Origin of the sequence: Tenacibaculum skagerrakense (genome assembly GCF_004345825.1) — a bacterium.
Taxonomy (GTDB): domain Bacteria; phylum Bacteroidota; class Bacteroidia; order Flavobacteriales; family Flavobacteriaceae; genus Polaribacter; species Polaribacter skagerrakensis.
Map to the genome: position 1 here is coordinate 81,066 of NZ_SLXM01000001.1, position 19,321 is coordinate 100,386.

Sequence of the window (19,321 nt, forward strand, 5' to 3'; positions counted from 1 at the left end):
TCTTCTTATTCATATTCCTAGCAGGAATAGTGATTACGGCGGTAAGTATTAACACTACTCTAAACAAGAAAGAACCTTCTAGAGATTTAAAGACTAAACAAGATACAGTTTACTTACTTAAAAAGAGTAAAAAGCTAGCTTAGTTTTAAAAAACAAGAATTCAAACTTTTTTACACTTATCAACACTTTATATTATTATCTATTTTCTTCTTTAAAATTTAAAAAAAGGAATGTTTATTATTATAGTATGTTAATTTGTGGAATTGATTTTAGATTTTAAATTTTGATTTCTGACTTATTAAATATAATGAACAATTTATCCATATAAATTAGTCCTGAAAATCAAAACATAAATAAGGTTATTAACAATTTTTATCAACAAGAATTCACTAAACTTTATGGAAAGTTAATTTCATGTTCATTGTAAATAAATTGTAAATTATTTGTTGATAAATGTTCATTAAAAACTCAAAAAAAAAGTTGCATAATTCACCTAGTTCGCTGTATTGAAAAAAAAATCAGAAAAGCCAAATAATCTTTTTATAATGTTATGATTAGTTTTTAACAATTTAGAAATATAGGTTAATAGTTTAGTTTAAAGATAATTATGTTGCTTTTCAAAAAAACGATTGTTTATTACTGTTGATAACCGTTAATAACTGTATTTTTGTGACTAATAACACAACACAAATCAACACATTATGACAATTGCGATAGGAAATGACCACGCTGGAACTGAATATAAGTTCGAAATCATTAAAATTTTAGAAGAGTTAGGTCATGAGGTAATTAATTTTGGAACCGACGATGCTAATAGTATGGATTATCCAGATACAATTCACCCAACAGCTGATGCAGTAGAATCAGGAAAAGCTTCTTTAGGTATTATTTTATGTGGAAGCGGTAATGGTGCTCAGATGACAGCTAATAAACATCAAGGAATTAGAGCTGCTTTATGTTGGAATAATGAATTAGTTGCTTTATCAAGACAACATAATAATGCCAACATTTTAACGATTCCTGCTCGCTTTGTTTCTTTACAACAAGCTATAGGATTTGTAAAGATTTTCCTTTCAACAGAATTTGAAGGAGGTCGTCATCAAAATAGAGTTTCTAAAATTGCTTGTTCATAAGACATGGAATTTATAGTAAAATCTTTTGATCAACTAACTACTTCAGAATTGTATGCAGTTTTGCAATTACGTTCTGAAGTGTTTGTTGTTGAGCAAGATTGTGTGTATCAAGATATTGATGGTAATGATCAAAAAGCACTTCATGTTTTAGGATTTAAAAACAATCAATTAATAGCATATACTCGTTTGTTTAAACCTGCTGATTATTACGAATATGCTAGTATAGGTAGAGTTATTGTAAAGCAAGATGAACGTAAATATGGTTATGGTCACGACTTGATTCAATTTTCAATAGCTACTGTAAAAGAACAGTTTTCAACAACAACAATAAAGATTGGTGCGCAAACCTACTTAAGAAAGTTTTACGAATCACATGGTTTTCAAAAAGTTGGCGAAGATTATATAGAAGATGGAATTCCACATATTTATATGATTAGGGAATAATTTAGTCTAATATTGATAGTAAATCTTCAACTTCCACTACTCCACCAGATGGTAAATCATTCAACCATATATTTCCAATACGCACTCTAACTAAACGTAAAGTTGGAAAACCAACAGCTGAAGTCATTTTACGAACTTGTCTATATTTACCTTCTTGTAAAGTAATTGAAATCCAAGAAGTTGGTCCATGACGCTCATCTCTAATTTTCATTGATCTATCAGGAAAATTCGGAGTTTCAATAATGCTAACTTTACAAGGTTTGGTCAAATATTTTTCACCCTTAATACCAATTTTCACTCCATTTTGAAGTTTTTCAATTTCTGTAGCAGTAATAGCACCATCAACTTGCACGTAATATTCTTTTTCTACTTTACCTCTCGTGGTGATGTAATCACTTACTTTTCCATCGGTTGTTAACAATAATAAACCTTCCGATTTTACATCTAGCCGACCAATTGCCATTGTTCTTTCTGGGAAATCATGTAATTCCCCAAGCATTTTTTTCATTCTCTTAGTTTGATTGTTAATAAACTGAGAAAGGAACCCAAAAGGTTTATGAATTATAAAATGACGATGTTCTTTCATTAAAAAAGTAAGATTACTTCACTAAAAATATGATGCAAGTATATAACTACTTTCTCAATAATGAAAAACTACCGACTTTAGAAGTGCTATCTTCAAAAATTACTTTATACCAGTAGGTATTAGAAGGCATTTTTTGTCCGTTTGATAAACCATCCCAACCAGTATCTTTTGATATCGAAGCGATTAATAGACCATATCGATTAAAAATTTGAATGGATTGAATAGGTATGTCAGATTTTACTTTCCAAAAATCATTGATTCCATCTTGGTTTGGAGTAAAGAATGAAGGGAAATTCTGGTTGATAGTAATGGTACAAATTGTCACCGTAAAATTAGTTTCTCTAAAACAATTAGCATCATCCGGATCAACATTAAAAATATAGATGGTTTGAGATTCATAAATTAAATCTCCAGGAAATAATTCATCTCCTAGTCCACCCGATTGTATATAATATTTTCCATGAGTCAACACAGGGAGTTCATATGGTTCACATATTTCAATACTTTCTAAAGTATCGATTTCGGTTCCACATGTTAAATTATAACATTCTCTTTCGGTTTCTACATAAAAAGAAGCAGCATCTTTATTGGTCCAATTAGTTGTGCTATAAGAAGCATTATCAACAAAGATACATTCTAAGTTATTATTAGTTAAACTGATACTTTCTATTAGTGAATTATTATCGTTTCGTAAGTCTAAAAAAGTTAGGCCATTATTATCTAATTCTAAAAACTGTAAAGATTCACTAACACTTAAATCTAAACTTTGAATTTTATTATTTTTAATAGTAATAAATGCTAAGAATGAGTTATTTGAAGTATCTAAAATTTCTATTTCATTATCATCTATATAAAGGTTAACAAGCTTTGTATTCCATGAAATATCTAATTTTGTGAGTTGATTATTTTTACACGATAAGGTTATTAGTTTTGTAAGAGAAGAAACATCAATTTCTGTAAGGTTATTATTATTCACTTGTAAATGTTCTAACCCTCTAAAATCCTCTATTCCAGTTAAATCAGAAATATTAAAATTTAAAAGAAATAACTCATTAAGGTCTTTAATATTATCTGTAGGAACAAAATTATCTAAAGGAGGAGTGTCTAGACCTTTATCAATAAGTACTTGTTCAAAATTATCATCAGGTACATAGGTCATATTTTGAGTGTTTAATATCGAAACAATAAACAATGATAATATGACTGTTATTTTTTTCACCTAAAAAAGAATAAGTTACGTAAGATAAGTATTAAAAACATATGATAAAGTCTTAGTCTCCAATAACACCTCATAATTACAGTTCAATCTATTTAATTGTTAATTAATTCTTTTAAATAGAGAGTAATTGAGTATATATTACTCTACTTTTTTTATAACTTAGCAGTTCTTATTTTGATAAATTTTTAGCATAACTTATGGCAGCAGATAAAGAAAAAGAAGCGAAATTAAAAGCGCTTCAACTTACTCTAGATAAATTAGATAAGTCTTACGGAAAAGGAACAGTAATGAAGTTGGGAGATAAAGTTATTGAAGATGTAGATGCTATTTCTTCTGGCTCTTTAGGACTTGATTTAGCATTGGGAGTTGGAGGATATCCAAGAGGAAGAATCATTGAAATATATGGACCAGAATCTTCTGGTAAAACAACGTTAACATTACATGCAATAGCTGAAGCTCAAAAAGCAGGTGGAATTGCTGCTTTTATTGATGCAGAACATGCTTTTGATCGTTTTTACGCAGAAAGCTTAGGAATTGATGTAGATAATTTAATTATTTCACAACCAGATCATGGAGAACAAGCATTAGAAATTGCAGATAATTTAATCCGTTCGGGAGCAATTGATATTGTTGTTGTCGATTCGGTAGCTGCTTTAACTCCAAAGTCTGAGATTGAAGGAGAAATGGGTGATTCTAAAATGGGATTACATGCCCGTTTAATGTCTCAAGCATTACGTAAATTAACTGCTACAATTAGTAAAACTAACTGTACAGTAATATTTATTAACCAATTACGTGATAAGATTGGTGTAATGTTTGGAAACCCTGAAACAACTACGGGTGGTAATGCTTTAAAGTTCTATGCTTCTGTTCGTTTAGATATTCGTAAAAGAACACAAATTAAAGATGGTGATCGTGTAGTAGGAAACAGTACGAAAGTAAAAGTAGTTAAGAACAAAGTAGCACCGCCGTTCCAAACAGCTGAATTTGATATTATGTATGGTGAAGGAATTTCTAAAGTAGGTGAAATTTTAGACATCGGTGTGGAATTAGGTATTGTTAAGAAAAGCGGATCTTGGTTTAGCTACGGAGATACAAAATTAGGTCAAGGTAGAGATGCTGTTAAAGCCTTAATTAAAGACAATCCTGAGTTAAGTGAAGAATTAGAAACTAAGATTAAAGAATCTATAGAAAACCAAGAATAAATAGGTTTTTAACTATCATAATAAAAAAGCAATTGAATTTTTCAGTTGCTTTTTTTTGTATCTTAAACTCTTAATTGTCAATTTAGGACAAAAAAGCATGCTTTTTTCAATACTACATTTGCCACATGGAAACAAAAGAATTCTATAAAAAACGTTTGCAACAAGTGGTTTCCTATATAAGAATACAATACAATCATAAAATTTTAATAGAAGAATTAGAACATTTATCTAGTTTTTCCTACAGAAATTTACAGAGAGTATTTAAAGCTTTTTATAATGAAACTATAGGAGCTTATGTAACAAGATTGAAGGTAGAAAATGCGGCAAAAAAATTGGTTTATTCACCTAAAGAGATAAAACTGATTGCTGAAGAAGTAGGATATTCAGATGTATTTTCTTTTAGTAAAGCATTTAAAAAACACTTTGGTATTTCGCCTTCAAAGTTTAGAGATAAAAAGGAAGAATTATTTAAGAAAAACGAAGAAATAACAGAAGAAATTATGCCTTTTATCGAGAAAAAAATTACTGTTTTACCAAAAAAAAGAGTTTTATATACCACCTTTAAAGGAGATTATTATAGCACTGATTTAAACACCGTTTGGGATGATTTTATTGAGAAATCAGAAGGAATTGGGATTGATGTTGATTCTGCTGAATCATTTGGAGTTATTTGGGATGAACCTACTATATCTGAAATACTAAGCTATCATTATGATGCATGTTTGGTTATTGATGATTTGGAGTTAGCTAATTCTAAATTTAGTATAAAAACAATACCAGCAGAAACCTATGCAGTTTTTGAACATTTAGGTTCCTATAAAACAATTGTCAATACCTACGATAAGATATTTTCTAAATGGTTGTTTACAACCAATCATGAAATTATTGAAAAACCATTTTTAGAATTTTATATCCTTCATGAAGGAAATACAACTAATGAAAATGATTATAAAACAGAAATTTTTATCCCCATAAAAGGCTGATATAAAAATCAGTTTTAAAAATGAATAAAATGAAAATTATAGCACTCATAGTAAGTTTTGTATTGAGTTCTCAAGCATGCTCAAAAAGAGAATCTATTAATATTATTAACAGTAGTCAAAAACTATATTTTAATGCTAAAATTTATACTGTTAATAAGAATCAGCTTTGGGCAGAAGCTATGATAGTAGAAGGTAATACAATTGTTTTTATTGGATCAAATTCAGAGGCTAGAAAAGTCTTAGAAGATGGTTCCGAAGAGATAGATTTAGAAGGAAAATTAGTGTTACCAGGTTTTCATGATGTACATATGCATCCTATGGAAGTTGGTTCTACAAGCACAACATTTTCGTTAGATGAAAACGAAGTTGATATCAACAATTACTTACCAGTAATTCAACAAGCATCTCAATCAAACCCTGGAAATAATTGGTTAATTGGTTTTGGTCATTCTATCAATACGTTATTAGAGGCTCAAGAAAGTCCGTTAAAACTTTTAGATGAAACCGTTTCTAACAGACCAGTTATCATTATGGAACATACTTCTCATTCTATGTGGGTAAATTCTAGAGCTTTAGAACTAGCAGGATTTACAGATACAAGTGAAAATCCTATTGGAGGAATTCTTATGAAAGAAAATGGAAAATTAAATGGGATTTTAATTGATAATGCTGGTGATATTGTGTTTCAATTAGCTCAAAAATCTTTAGCGAATTTAGATAACGAATATGACGGAATGGTAAGTTATGTACTACCAGAACTTGCTAAAAATGGCATAACATCTGTATCGGATGCAAGAACCTATTGGAAGAGAAATCAACATAAAGTTTGGCAACAGTTAGCAGAGGATGGAAGATTAACTGCACGATTTAATCTTGGTCTTTGGGCGTATCCAGAAGCTAATGATAATGAACAAATAGCTAGTTTAAAATCATTGTTTAGTAATGATAAAAATAGTTTACTTAAAATCAATCAAATTAAATTGTATTCAGATGGTATTACCCACAATACAACAGCTGCTTTACATTCTAATTATCATGTTGATTTTTTCAATCAGTCTTCTAATAATGGATTGAACTACTTTAGTGAAGATAGAATTAAAAAATATATTGAAGAGTTAGAAACAGTAGGATTTGATTTTCACATTCATGCTATTGGTAACCGAGGCATTTATGAAGCGTTAAACGCTATTGAAAAAGGAAGTTTACTTCAAAACAGACATCGATTAACACATGTTGAAATGGTAGATGCAAATGATATTCATAGGTTTAAACAATTAAATGTTACTGTAGATGCTCAAGTAGCTGGAGATTTTACTCAACCACATTATTGGCAGGAAAATGCTGAGTTGGTAGGAACAACATTAGCAAATAACTTAATTCCAATAAAGTCATTTACAGATGCTGGAGTAAGATTAACATTAAGTAGCGATTGGAATGTAAGTACTTTAAATCCATTTGTTGGAATACAGAATGCCGTAACTCGAAATCCACAGAATATTTCTTTAGAAGAGGCTATAAAAGCCTATACTATAAATGCTGCATACACAATGAGACAAGAAGCAGCAGTAGGATCCTTAGAAAAAGGAAAATTAGCAGATTTTATAGTTTTGAATCAGGATATTTTCTCTATTCCAAAAAGTCAGATTAGCCAAACAAAAGTAGTTCGAACCATTTTTAATGGTGAAGAAATCTATAAAAAATAAACAATTCAAAACATCTTGTATAAAAATGAAAGCGGTTGTGGTATTAACTATAACCGTTTGTTATTTTTATAAAATCTTATGACAATTCAGATCAACGAAAATATCAGTTTAGAACCCATTACAAATTCAACAAGTAATGAGCTTTTTCATTTAATGAAAGAAGTCTATCCTTTAGCATACGATTATTTTTGGAAAGATGGCGGTAATTGGTATGTAAACTCTCAGTATTCAGAAGATAATATTAGTAAAGAATTAGCTCAAGAAAATGCAGATTATTTTTTTGTTTTATATAATGGAGAAAGAGTAGGAAATTTTAGAATTGTATGGGATGAACCACTTGTTGATTTTCAAAAAGAAGTAAAATCAGTTAAACTACATAGAGTGTATTTACATGCAAAAACGCAAGGTAAAGGAATTGGTAAAACCTTATTAAAATGGTTAGAAAAAGAAGTAATAAAAAAACAATATGAATTGATTTGGTTAGATGCTATGGATGAAAAACCACAAGCGTTTAACTTTTATAAAAAGTTAGGATACCAATACCATTCACATTGCTTTTTACCTTTTGACTTATTACATGATGAATATAGAAAAATGAGTCAGCTGTATAAGATATTAATTTAAACTCCGGTACTTCCAAACCCACCAGTGCCTCTTTCGGTTTCATTTAATTCAGAAACTTCTATCCAGTCAACACGTTCATGTTTCGCAATTACTAATTGTGCAATACGTTCACCATCATTAATAGTAAAATCTTCTTTAGATAGGTTTACTAAAATCACACCAATTTCACCTCTATAATCCGCATCAACAGTGCCAGGAGCATTTAACACAGTAATTCCTTTTTTAGCAGCTAATCCACTTCTTGGTCTAACTTGCGCTTCATAACCATTAGGTAATGCAATAAATAATCCTGTTTTTACAATTGTTCTTTCAAGAGGTTTTAAAACAATAGCCTCCTCAATATTTGCTCTTAAATCCATACCAGCAGAACCCTCTGTTTCGTAAGCTGGAGTTTGGTGTTTAGACTTATTAATTATTTGTACTTTCATGGGGTTAAATATCGTATAAAAATTTAATTACTTCTAAAAATTCACTCTTCCAAAAAGTTTCATTGTGTTCACCATTAGGTACAATTTTAGAGGTTACGTTCTCTTTTGGAAATCCCGAACTAATTAACAAGTTAATAGTTGCATTAAATTCTTTAGTCATTCCCTCCTTTTCACCAAGTAAAAAATACATCTTTAACGTATTATTTTTAGCATACGTTTCTGTAAAAGGAATTACTTCTTTAGAGAACCAAAATGATGGAGACAAAACGCCAAGTTTACCAAAAGTTTCAGGATATTTTAATCCGCCATAATACGAAATTAATCCACCTAAAGAACTTCCTATGAGAGCAGTATGTTGAGGTCCTGATTTCGTTCGATAGTTTTTATCAATAAAAGGTTTTAAATCGTTTTTAATAAACTGAATGTAAGCATCTCCCTTTCCTCCACCATGTTTTTCATGAGTCCAAGGAGTGTATTCTTCAGTACGTAATTCTCCTCCGTTTTCGGGTGCTACTACTATGAATCCTTTTTTAGTTTTTTTATATAATTTATTTAGTAGTTCATCAACTCCCCACTCTCCTATAAATGAAGTTGCATCATCAAATAAATTTTGACCATCATGCATATTAATTACAGGATAATTTTTAGTTGAAGCTTCATAATCTGGAGGTAAATACAACCAAACTTTCTTTGGCTTAGCACTAATTTTTTCAATAACAAAAGAGGTATCTAAAACCATAACGTTAGCTGTTTTTGTAGATGGTTTAGTAGTAGAAATTTTCTCTTTTTTAGTAGCTGATTTACATGCAAAAAATAAAAAGAATAATACAGTAAGAGTTAAATTAGATAAGACTTTCATTAACAGTTAGTTTTAGTGTATATTTCGAAGTATAATAGAGTTTATAACCTTTAAGTTATACTAAATTATTAATTTAGTATTTAATTACATCTGTAAAAGAAATAAAATGAGTGACTTTTCTAAAATAGCAGTAATTGGAGGTGGTAGCTGGGCAACGGCCATTGTTAAGATGTTGTCAGAAAATTTAGAAAATATTGGTTGGTATATGAGGAGTATTTATGCTGTTGAACATATCAAACGTAATAAACACAATCCTAATTATTTAAGTTCTGCAGAATTACATCCTGAACAATTGGATTTATCTGGGGATATAAATCATATTGTACGTAACTATGATATTCTTATCTTCGCTATTCCTTCTGCTTTTTTAAATACCGAATTAGAGAAACTTACAGAAAGTTTAGACAATAAAATTATTTTTTCTGCGATTAAAGGTATTGTTCCAGAGTCAGGATTAATTGTTGGAGAACATTTTCATCAGCATTATAAGATCTCTTTTGAAAATATTGGGGTAATTGCCGGACCTTGTCATGCTGAAGAAGTAGCGATGGAGCGATTATCGTATTTAACGATTGCTTGTCAAGATGAACAAAAAGCAAAAGAGTTAAGTAAATACATTAAGAGTAGATATATCAAAACAAAAGTATCTGATGATATTTTTGGAACCGAATATGCTGCGATGTTAAAAAATATTTACGCCATTGCTGCTGGTATTGCGCATGGTTTAGGATATGGAGATAATTTTCAATCGGTATTGATGAGTAATGCTATTCGAGAAATGAAACGTTACATTAAAAAAGTTCACCGAATGAAACGTAACATTAATGACTCGGTATATTTAGGAGATTTATTGGTTACGGGATATTCTATTTTTAGTAGAAACAGAACCTTTGGAAACATGATTGGTAAAGGATACACTGTGAAATCTGCAATGTTAGAAATGAATATGGTTGCTGAAGGATATTACGCAACAAAAAGTGCCTATAATATTAACAAAGAAAACGGTGCAAAAACGCCAATAATTGATGCAGTATATGCTATATTGTATGGAAAAAAAGAGGCGAAAGATGTGTTCGAGAAATTAACTAATATGTTAGACTAATTAGTCATTGTTAAAAGTATAAAAACCCTTCAAAATAATACTTTTAATGAAACTCAAACGACCTCTAACGCCTTAAGTTTTAAATTTTACAAAACTCGGGGCAAATGTAAGTTAAAATGAAAAACTGACAACATATAAAGGTTATTAAATTTTTTAATAAAAGTTAAATAAAAATTAACAACTTTTTATATTTTTACAACAAGTAGTATATTTTTAAACAACCAAATGAAAACAATTCAAGAAGCTGTTGAAACTACTATCAGAAAAACCCCTTTCATTGAAGAAGCTCTAAACGAAAAATTGATTAATGTTTCATCTTTAGCTAGGGTTATATTACCTGAAGTAGCTCAGCAATTAAAAAAAGAAGTCAAAGTAGGCGCAGTAATGATGGCAATTAATCGACTGTCTCCTGTAAATGAACTTCGAATTAGAAAAAATATCAAAAAACTCGCATTAAATTTAGGAGATGTAATTGTACGCTCTGATTTATGCGACTTTACTTTTAAAAATACCCCCACTTTATTTAAAAGAATAGCCAAAATTTTAGACAAGGCTTCTGAAAATAATGATTTGTTTTTAACTATTTCTCAAGGAATTTTTGAGACAAACATAGTAGCAAGTATTATTTTACAACCTTTTATTGTTGAAATTTTTGAAGAAGAAAATTTAATCAACAATGTAACTGATTTGGCTTCAATAACCATTAAATTACCAAAAGAAAATCTAGAACAATCTGGTATTTATTATTTCATTTTAAAGCAATTTGCTTGGGCTAATATTGCTGTACAAGAGGTTATTTCTACCACACACGAAATGACGATTGTGGTAAAAGAATCTGATGTAAATGAAACCTTTGGTATTCTAATGGATTTAAAGCTGAATTAATTTTATGAGCAAAGTAGATCCTTATGCATCGCTGAGGTACAAAGAATTTAATATTTTCTTACTAGTTCGTTTTTTACTGGTTTTTGCATGGTCAATGCAGTTTATCATTATCGAATGGCAAGTATATTCAATTACAAAAGATCCTTGGAGTTTAGGTTTAATAGGAGCTTTTGAATTTGTACCTGCATTTACAATGGCTTTGTTTGCGGGGCATATTGTAGATCAAAGAGAAAAGAGGAATCTACTTGCATTATGCATTGGTCTATTTTCACTAATTAGTTTAGGGTTATATTTTTTAACAAACCCAGATTTTGTTGAAAACTGGAGTTCAAATAGTGTTTTATATGCTATTTATGCGTTGGTCTTTTTTGGAGGTTTTTTACGCTCTTTTTTTGGTCCTACAATCTTTTCATTAATAGCATTAATTGTTCCTAAAAAGTTATATGCAAACGCAGCTACATGGAGCAGCTCTACATGGCAAATAGCTTCTGTTTTAGGTCCTGCATTTGCTGGTTTTACTATCTATAAACTTGGTGTTAACCTATCGTTATGTATTGTTTTTGCATTGGTAATATTTTCTTTTTTGCTGGTTTTTTTAATTCATAAAAAACCAATTATGAATCCTAAAAAGAACGAACCTGTTGCAAAAAGTTTAAAAGAAGGAATTTCATTCGTATTCAAAACAAAATCTATTTTAGGTGCTATTACTTTAGATATGATTTCAGTGCTTTTTGGAGGTGCCATAGCATTATTACCAGTCTTTGCGCAAGATATTTTACAAGTAGGTTCAAAAGGCTTTGGAATATTACGAGCAGCACCAGCGGTTGGAGCTTCCTTAACGATGCTAATTACGGCTTATATTCCGGTAAGTAAAAATGCTGGAATGAAATTGTTAGCAGCTATTTTTGGTTTTGGACTTTGTATTATCATTTTTGGCCTTTCAGAGATTTTTTGGATATCAATGCTTGCGCTATTCTTTAGCGGAGTTACCGATGGGGTTTCTATGGTAATTAGACAGACTATTTTACAATTAAAAACACCAGACCACATGCGTGGAAGAGTGGCTTCTGTGAACTCAATGTTTGTAGGTTCTTCTAATGAATTAGGAGCATTAGAAAGCGGATTAACAGCTAAATTAATGGGTACAGTTACTGCTGTAGTATTTGGAGGAACAATGACTTTAATTACTGTAGTAACTACGGGGATTTTAAATCCTACATTGAGGAAATTGGATTTAACAGAAGATTTTGAAAATCAAGAAAAATAAAAAAGAACCCATAACGGATTCTTTTTTAATATATAAACGATCTTGTAATTAAGCTAGATTAGTTTTTCTTTCTATTATTATTTTTTGATTGAGCTCCAATTTTTATCTGCTTTTACTTTTAGTTCTTCAGGGTTTTCATTTAACCAAAGTTCTAGAGTATTCGTTCCCCAAGAATTGTAAAACAAATACAATTTACCATCTCTAATTTCAAAAGTTTTTGGATTGATTCCTACTTTTTCTCCTTTTACTCCAATTGCATAAGCACAATAACCTCCGTATTGAGGAACATACTTTTTTGGGTTTGCTTTAAAAGTATTTAGGTTTTCTTCTGTTGAAAACTGAAAGACCACATTATCATACGTATGAGAAAGCTTCTTATTTCCTTTTACAGCTGTATTAGAGAAATAAGCAACCACATCATAACCATTGGCAATAACTCCTTTTTTGGTGTTGTAATTTTCATTTTGCGCGAAAACAGTAAAGGAAATAAATAAAATTGAGAAAGTAAGAATTCGATTCATGTATGTATAATTTTCAGTATAGTCGAACGGAATACTGAAAATTTACAAAACCATTAAATTACAACCTCTAATATCAGAATTATCAAAACGCCCAATAATTTCGAATGAGTTATCTGTATGTACTTTTCCTAAGTCTTGTGTTGCAATAAAAGAACAAGAATTATAATTTGCTAAATCAATTACATTTATACCCCCAGTTTTTCCAGGTTGTTGAACTGTTAAAGGATCTTCGGTATCTCTAGTAAGAATTTTCATCCAAGGCGGGCAATTAAATATTCCGTTACCATTGGAATAACCTTGACTTAATAATTCTGTCATTCCGTATTCAGAATGAATGTTTTTTACACCAAAACCATCAGAAAGTAATTGATGCAATTCGGATCTAATTAATTCTTTTCGTCTTCCTTTCATTCCTCCAGTTTCCATAATTATGGTGTTTTTTAAATTGAAAGAATGTTGTTCTATCATATCTAACAAGGCAAAAGAAACTCCTATAAGAAGCACCTTTTTTCCGCTATTATCTAGTTGATGTAGTTTAGATGCTAACTCGTCTATATTGTTGAGGTAAAATCCACTTTCTTGATGATTAGACTTTTTAATTAAATCATCAACCATGTATATCAAAGAAGAACCTTTTCGCTCTAAATAATTAGGTAATAAGGCAAGAATTATATAATCATCAATATTTCCATAGAAATGCTCAAATCCTTTAATATAACTTTCTTCATAATAGGATAAATCAATTACAAAGTGTTTACTAGTTACACTTCCTGTAGTTCCAGAACTTGTAAAAATTTCTTTGATGGGATCATTTGAGGAAACCACCTTTTTAGATTTAAAAAAAGCGATAGGTAAAAAAGGAATTTCTTCTATGGTTTTTACATCACTTGGATGAACATATAATAAATCACAAAAAGAACGATACACTGCGTTGTTTTCAAACTGATGTTTAAAAACCTTAAAGGTAACGTCTTCGAATTGCTCTTCTGATGCTATGTTAAAAATGCTGTTTTTCATTTTCAAAGACAAAAATAAGAGTATTTCACGCAACCTTTTCAGAAATGTTTCATCTTAAAGATAAATACTAAAAAATCTAAAGCAATGAAAACATTTATTAAAATACTAAGTCTTTTACTCTTAGTTACTTCATGTACTAAAGATGATGAACTAAAAGAATTTTGTGTACTAGACAATCCATTAGAGGACTTGGTTTGGTTAAAAGAAATAAAAACAAATTTAGAACAATCTACATCTGCCAATAAAGCAGAAATTTATGAATACAGTTATAAACAACAAAGAGTTTTTTGGGTAGATACCTGTGTAGATTGTACCGACAATTTAATTACCGTTTATAATTGTTCAGGAAATAAAATGTGTGAATTTGGAGGAATTGCAGGTGTAAATACATGTTTGGATTTTACTAGTGAAGCAACAAATAAAAAATTACTTTGGAAAAATCACGATCAGGCTATTATCAATAAAGATTTATACGACACTGTTAGGACTGATAATTATACAATTAATAGTATGTCAATAGCGGGAGATTACTTAAAGATCAATATTTCCTTTAGTGGATGTTCTCAAGACTCTGATAGAGTAAACCTCATAGATTCTTCAGCTATTTTAGAGTCAACTCCTAAAAGAAGATTTCTAAAATTAGAGTTTTTTAAAGATGAAGCTTGCTTAGCTTATTTTACTAGAGAATTGAAGTTTGATATTAGTAATTTAAAAATTGGATTGACAGGAGAATTGATTTTTCTAGTAGAAGGATGGAATGATCAAATAATATATCAATATTAAACTTAACATATAATGAAAAAAATAGTTACCACCTTGTTGTTTGTATTAGTAGTACTAACTTCATGTACTGTAAACGATGATACTGTAGCGTTTAATCCTAAAAATCTTCTAGTAGGCCATTGGACCTATGTAAATTCTGACAATGGAGAAATTGTTTTTAAACGTTCTTCTGCACTACCAGAAAATGAATATGGAGTATCGTTTTTAGATAATAAAAAGTTTATCGAGAGAACTTCGGGTTTTTGTGGCACACCTCCGTTAGTTTTTTGGAATGTTGTGGGAACATATCAACTAGAAAATGAACTCATTAAAGTTACTAAAGAGGAATATCCTACCAATTTTAAATGGAAAATAAAGTCGTTAACTAATTTAGAATTAGTCGTTTCGTATGAACTAACCGATCAACAAAAAGATCATGAGGAATTGATGAATTTATTTAACGAAATTTATACACTAGCAACTAGTATAAATTGTGAAGATGCGGACGACTGGTTAATAACAGCTTATGGAACAAAAGCATGTGGTGGACCTCAAGGTTATTTAGCATACCCTAATTCTATAGATGTAAATTTATTTTTAGAAAAGGTAAGTAACTACACACAAAAAGAACATGAGTATAATATTAAATGGAGTATAGTTTCTACCTGTGATGTTCCTATTCAGCCAATAGGTGTAAAATGTGAGAATAACATTCCAGTATTAATTTATTAAAGGAAAAGAAATCAAGTTACAAGAACTCATACAACAGTGCAAAAAAGATAATTTAAAAGCACAGTCTCAAGTTTACCAGCTTTATGCGGGTAAACTTTTTGCACTGAGTTTAAAGTATTCTCGTAACCAGCAAGATGCAGAAGATGTACTACAAGACAGTTTTTTAACTGCTTTCCGTAAAATAGATCAATACAATTTTAAAGGTTCATTTGAAGGCTGGTTAAAGCGAATTGTAATTAACACAGCATTGCAGAAATACAGAAAGGAGCCGTCATTGTATGTAATCAAAGAAGAGGTTATAAGTGAAGAAGAAGTTGATTTTGATGAAGGCACAATAGTAGTGAATGATTTATTAGTTATGATTCAAGCATTACCAGACAGATATCGACTAGTGTTTAACTTGTATGTGTTGGATAGTTTTTCTCACAAAGAAATTGCTGAGATGTTAAATATCTCTGTAGGAACTTCGAAATCTAACTTATCAAGAGCTAAACAATTATTAAAGAAAGCAATTGAAAATCGTAAGGAAAAATTAGAAAAGGCATAATGACGGAAGACAAGAAAATAGAAAGATTATTTCAAGAGAACTTAAAGGATTTTGAAGTTCAACCACCTTCATTAGTTTGGGATACTATTGAAAGTGAATTAACCAAAAAGAAGAAAAGAAGAGTACTTCCAATTTGGTGGTTAAGTAGTGGAGTTGCTTCATTAGTTATTATCGGATTATTGCTTTTTCCTGAAATTAAAAACACAGATATAAATACACCGGTTTACCAAAATGAAACTAACAAAAACATTGATAATCAAAACTCTATAAAAACTGAAAAACAAATATATAAAACGCCAGTTACGATAGTAGAGAATGTTAAAAATGAAGATGATACAACTAAAAATACATCAAACTATATAGAACCTAAAGACGAGTTAATGGTTAGTACAAAAATTGAAAATGAAGAGAAAAAGACAGCAACATCGACAGTTTCATTGAAGGGTTTAGAAGTCGATAAAAAAATTGCTATGAAAAATCTTTTATATGAATCATTACATCTCAAAACAAAAGAAAGAGAATTAGAAAAGAAGAATTTCATTGCTGAAGTAACTAAGGAACTAGAAACAAAAGAAGATCAACCAAAAAATTCCAAATGGAGTGTTTCCCCCGTTGTAGGAATTACAACTTCTGAATCGTTCACGAAAGCTTCAGCAATAGATTCTAACTTTAATGAGAATAAGGTTTCAAATCCAGAAAAATTAGCTTACGGACTAAGTTTTACGTATCAAATAAATGATAAGTTATTTATAAAATCGGGTTTGCAAGTTCAAAATTTGAGTTTTAATACGCAAGATGTTGTACTAGTATCAAATACAGCGATGTCTAATAATTTACAAAACATCAGTTTTTCAAATGCTGATAACTTTTTATACTTCAGCGCTTCTGATAGCGAAGATATTAACTCAGTGGGTTTAACTAATTCTGCAAGCCTTGATGATGGTGTTTTAGAGCAAGATATTAATTACATCGAATTTCCTTTGGAGTTAAAGTATCAACTATTTACTTCTGATAAAATACAAACAAGTTTAATTTCAGGTTTTAGTTCGTTGTTTTTAACACAAAATTCAATTACTGCAAGAGCCTCTAATTTTAGTGGAAAAATAGGTGAAGCAAACAATTTAAATAGTGTAAATTTCAGTGTAAATTTTGGTGTAGATTTAGAATTTATGCTTTCTAAAAAAATGAAATTTAATATCAATCCAATGTTTAAATCGCAACTAAATACATTTTCGGAAAACTCAACGAATTCGAAACCATATATTATCGGAGTATATTCTGGTGTAAGGTTTAATTTTTAAATTAGCATATCAACCATTAAAATAATCTCAATGAAATATGTTATGCTTCTTTTTGTGTTCTTATTGATGTCATGTGAATCACAAAAAACAACTTCCAATAAAGAAAACCCACTCGATGATATATCTTGGATTAAAGAATACATTGAAAACACTAAAAAAAGTCCGTTTCCAACCAAAGCAATGATAACGCAATACTCTTACAAAGGTAATATAGTTTATTTGGTAAATGGATGTGTAGATTGTGCTGATGCGCCTTCTATTTTATACAATGAAAAGAAAGAACAACTATGTGTTTTTGGTGGCATGGTTCCGAACTCTAATAACTGTCCTGATTTTTTTGATGAAGCTTCGGATAAAAAAGTAATTTGGAAAAGTTTTTAAGCGATTATGAGTTTAACTGTTAGAGAAATAGAAGTAAGAGATATAGACTTACTTTTAGATTATTGGTATAATTCGAGTAGCGAACATTTTTTAAAAATGGGTGCAGATTCGAGTAAGCTTCCGTCACGAAATGATTTTTATAATGCATTAGTTGAGCAAATAAACTCTCCTGTTACAGAGAAAAAATCATACGCACTAATTTGGGAAGAAGATGGTGTACCAATTGACCATTCAAACGTTAATAGTATCGTTTTTGGTAAAGAGGCCTATATGCATTTGCATGTTTGGAATACAAATAATAGAAAAAAAGGATCTGGATCAATTTTGGTAAAAAAATCACTTCCTTTTTATTTTGAAAAGCTACAATTAGAAACCCTGTTTTGTCAACCCTATGCATTAAATCCGGCACCTAACAAAACATTACAAAATGTTGGTTTCGAATTTGTGAAAAAGTACACAACTATTCCTGGTTCTTTAAATTTTGAGCAAGAGGTGAATTTATGGAAAATGACAAGAGAGCGATTTTTACTTTCTAAATTTAATTTAGAATAGAACTGTAGGATTACTCTTTATAAATCTTGACATCTATTTCTCCTTTATCATTCATAGAAGCTCTGTACATTCCTGCTGTGTTAAACTCAAAAACCATATTTCCGTTTTTATCAACAGCAATAATACCACCTGTTCCGCCAAGTTTGGTGAGTTTATTTTGAATAACTTCTTTTGCAGCTTCTTGCAAAGAAAGTCCTTTGTAATCCATTAAAGCAGAAATATCATGAGCCACTTGAGCTCTAATAAAATATTCTCCCCAGCCTGTAGATGACACTCCACAAGTTGCATTATTTGCATAAGTTCCAGAACCAATAATTGGTGCATCTCCAATTCGATTCCAACGCTTATTAGTCATTCCTCCAGTTGAGGTTCCTGCAGTAATATTTCCTGCTTTATCTATAGCAACACAACCCACGGTTCCAAATTTAGAATCTTTGATTATAGGATCATAAAATGCCGATTTTCCGTCATGATCTAACTCAGATTTCATTTTCTCTTTTACACGTAGTAAAGAATTATACCTATTTTCTGTAAAGAAGTATTTCGGATCTACAATTTCAACACCTTGTTCTTTCGCAAATACAGAAGCACCTTTTCCTGATAACATAACATGTTCAGAGTTTTCCATTACTTTTCTGGCAAGAGTAATCGGGTTTTTAACATCTGTAACTCCAGCTACAGAACCTGCATTTAAATCACTTCCTGTCATAATTGATGCATCCAATTCATTTGTTTCTTCATGTGTAAAAACTGCACCTTTTCCAGCATTAAATAAAGGCGAGTTTTCTAAAACATGAATGGTTTGCTCTACGGCATCAATACTCTTTCCGCCATTTTTAAGAATGTTATAACCTACTTTAATAGCTTCTTCTAGTTTTTCTTTATAGGCTTTTTCTTTTTCGGGAGTCATATTTTTCTTCAGAATAGTTCCAGCTCCCCCGTGAATTACCAAAGCAAATTCATTTGTTTTTTCATTTTTAGTAGTTTTAGTATTCTCTGGTTTATCACAACTAAAGAGAAAAATTGTTATAAAAAACAGGGAGAAGAAAATATTTTTCATAAATAGTTTA

22 protein-coding genes are annotated in these 19,321 nt (G+C 30.1%); 15 read left to right on the top strand and 7 right to left on the bottom strand.

Annotated elements, in window-relative coordinates:
* Positions 1 to 701: 701 nt before the first annotated feature.
* Together rpiB and EV195_RS00290 are read left to right on the top strand one after the other, a co-directional pair.
* Positions 702 to 1,133: a ribose 5-phosphate isomerase B gene (gene rpiB, locus EV195_RS00285; RefSeq protein WP_132791242.1), complete on the top strand. Its 432-nt coding sequence runs from the start codon at positions 702 to 704 to the stop codon at positions 1,131 to 1,133.
* Positions 1,134 to 1,136: 3 nt separating this feature from the next.
* On the top strand, positions 1,137 to 1,577 hold the full coding sequence (locus EV195_RS00290; RefSeq protein ID WP_132791245.1) for a GNAT family N-acetyltransferase: 441 nt from the start codon (positions 1,137 to 1,139) through the stop codon (positions 1,575 to 1,577).
* Position 1,578: 1 nt separating this feature from the next.
* On the opposite strand, the gene EV195_RS00295 is transcribed toward EV195_RS00290, so the two are convergent.
* Complete coding sequence (locus tag EV195_RS00295; RefSeq protein ID WP_132791248.1) at positions 1,579 to 2,163, bottom strand: pseudouridine synthase; 585 nt, start codon at positions 2,161 to 2,163, stop codon at positions 1,579 to 1,581.
* Positions 2,164 to 2,209: 46 nt separating this feature from the next.
* Positions 2,210 to 3,322: a T9SS type B sorting domain-containing protein gene (locus EV195_RS00300; protein WP_132791251.1), complete on the bottom strand. Its 1,113-nt coding sequence runs from the start codon at positions 3,320 to 3,322 to the stop codon at positions 2,210 to 2,212.
* 257 nt (positions 3,323 to 3,579) lie between these two features.
* On the opposite strand from EV195_RS00300, the gene recA reads away from it, so the two are divergent.
* From recA to EV195_RS00320, 4 genes are all read left to right on the top strand, one after another.
* A complete protein-coding gene (recA, locus tag EV195_RS00305) occupies positions 3,580 to 4,587 on the top strand; it encodes a recombinase RecA (RefSeq protein ID WP_132791254.1) in 1,008 nt (335 codons plus the stop codon).
* A gap of 125 nt (positions 4,588 to 4,712) precedes the next feature.
* Positions 4,713 to 5,570: an AraC family transcriptional regulator gene (locus EV195_RS00310; RefSeq protein WP_132791257.1), complete on the top strand. Its 858-nt coding sequence runs from the start codon at positions 4,713 to 4,715 to the stop codon at positions 5,568 to 5,570.
* Between the two features lie 29 nt (positions 5,571 to 5,599).
* Positions 5,600 to 7,273 carry an amidohydrolase gene (locus EV195_RS00315; protein ID WP_132791260.1) on the top strand — a complete coding sequence of 558 codons (1,674 nt, stop codon included), beginning with the start codon at positions 5,600 to 5,602 and terminating at the stop codon, positions 7,271 to 7,273.
* A 78-nt stretch (positions 7,274 to 7,351) separates the two neighbouring features.
* Positions 7,352 to 7,897: a GNAT family N-acetyltransferase gene (locus EV195_RS00320; protein WP_132791263.1), complete on the top strand. Its 546-nt coding sequence runs from the start codon at positions 7,352 to 7,354 to the stop codon at positions 7,895 to 7,897.
* On the opposite strand, the gene dut is transcribed toward EV195_RS00320, so the two are convergent.
* Positions 7,894 to 8,325, bottom strand: coding sequence for a dUTP diphosphatase (dut, locus tag EV195_RS00325; RefSeq protein WP_132791266.1), 432 nt, complete (start codon positions 8,323 to 8,325; stop codon positions 7,894 to 7,896). The two genes, EV195_RS00320 and dut, sit on opposite strands and share 4 nt — an antisense overlap.
* A 4-nt stretch (positions 8,326 to 8,329) precedes the next feature.
* Positions 8,330 to 9,184 (bottom strand): alpha/beta hydrolase, encoded by an 855-nt coding sequence (locus EV195_RS00330; RefSeq protein WP_132791269.1) that lies wholly within the window; start codon positions 9,182 to 9,184, stop codon positions 8,330 to 8,332.
* A 106-nt stretch (positions 9,185 to 9,290) separates the two neighbouring features.
* Between EV195_RS00330 and EV195_RS00335 the strand changes: the two genes are divergently transcribed.
* From EV195_RS00335 to EV195_RS00345, 3 genes are all read left to right on the top strand, one after another.
* A complete protein-coding gene (locus EV195_RS00335; RefSeq protein WP_132791272.1) occupies positions 9,291 to 10,286 on the top strand; it encodes an NAD(P)H-dependent glycerol-3-phosphate dehydrogenase in 996 nt (331 codons plus the stop codon).
* A 225-nt stretch (positions 10,287 to 10,511) separates the two neighbouring features.
* A complete protein-coding gene (locus EV195_RS00340) occupies positions 10,512 to 11,171 on the top strand; it encodes a hypothetical protein (RefSeq protein WP_132791275.1) in 660 nt (219 codons plus the stop codon).
* Positions 11,172 to 11,175: 4 nt separating this feature from the next.
* Entirely contained in the window at positions 11,176 to 12,438 is a 1,263-nt protein-coding gene (locus EV195_RS00345; protein WP_132791278.1) for an MFS transporter, read from the top strand.
* Between the two features lie 77 nt (positions 12,439 to 12,515).
* Here the strand turns inward: EV195_RS00345 and EV195_RS00350 are convergent, their stop codons facing one another.
* Positions 12,516 to 12,959 carry a YHS domain-containing (seleno)protein gene (locus EV195_RS00350; protein ID WP_132791281.1) on the bottom strand — a complete coding sequence of 148 codons (444 nt, stop codon included), beginning with the start codon at positions 12,957 to 12,959 and terminating at the stop codon, positions 12,516 to 12,518.
* Between the two features lie 42 nt (positions 12,960 to 13,001).
* On the bottom strand, positions 13,002 to 13,976 hold the full coding sequence (locus tag EV195_RS00355) for a LuxE/PaaK family acyltransferase (RefSeq protein ID WP_132791284.1): 975 nt from the start codon (positions 13,974 to 13,976) through the stop codon (positions 13,002 to 13,004).
* A gap of 84 nt (positions 13,977 to 14,060) precedes the next feature.
* Here EV195_RS00355 and EV195_RS00360 point away from each other — a divergent pair, with 84 nt between their 5' ends.
* The 6 genes from EV195_RS00360 to EV195_RS00385 are packed head-to-tail and all read left to right on the top strand — an operon-like array spanning position 14,061 to position 18,251.
* Positions 14,061 to 14,759: a DUF6970 domain-containing protein gene (locus tag EV195_RS00360; RefSeq protein ID WP_132791287.1), complete on the top strand. Its 699-nt coding sequence runs from the start codon at positions 14,061 to 14,063 to the stop codon at positions 14,757 to 14,759.
* A gap of 12 nt (positions 14,760 to 14,771) precedes the next feature.
* Complete coding sequence (locus EV195_RS00365) at positions 14,772 to 15,470, top strand: hypothetical protein (RefSeq protein WP_132791290.1); 699 nt, start codon at positions 14,772 to 14,774, stop codon at positions 15,468 to 15,470.
* A gap of 28 nt (positions 15,471 to 15,498) precedes the next feature.
* Entirely contained in the window at positions 15,499 to 16,017 is a 519-nt protein-coding gene (locus EV195_RS00370) for an RNA polymerase sigma factor (protein ID WP_317128206.1), read from the top strand.
* On the top strand, positions 16,017 to 17,318 hold the full coding sequence (locus tag EV195_RS00375) for a hypothetical protein (RefSeq protein WP_132791296.1): 1,302 nt from the start codon (positions 16,017 to 16,019) through the stop codon (positions 17,316 to 17,318). Before EV195_RS00370 ends, EV195_RS00375 begins: the two co-directional genes overlap by 1 nt.
* A 30-nt stretch (positions 17,319 to 17,348) precedes the next feature.
* On the top strand, positions 17,349 to 17,699 hold the full coding sequence (locus EV195_RS00380; RefSeq protein WP_132791299.1) for a DUF6970 domain-containing protein: 351 nt from the start codon (positions 17,349 to 17,351) through the stop codon (positions 17,697 to 17,699).
* A gap of 6 nt (positions 17,700 to 17,705) precedes the next feature.
* Positions 17,706 to 18,251 (top strand): GNAT family N-acetyltransferase, encoded by a 546-nt coding sequence (locus EV195_RS00385; RefSeq protein ID WP_132791302.1) that lies wholly within the window; start codon positions 17,706 to 17,708, stop codon positions 18,249 to 18,251.
* A 10-nt stretch (positions 18,252 to 18,261) separates the two neighbouring features.
* Here EV195_RS00385 and EV195_RS00390 read toward each other — a convergent pair whose 3' ends face one another.
* On the bottom strand, positions 18,262 to 19,311 hold the full coding sequence (locus EV195_RS00390) for an isoaspartyl peptidase/L-asparaginase family protein (protein WP_132791305.1): 1,050 nt from the start codon (positions 19,309 to 19,311) through the stop codon (positions 18,262 to 18,264).
* Positions 19,312 to 19,321: the final 10 nt, after the last annotated feature.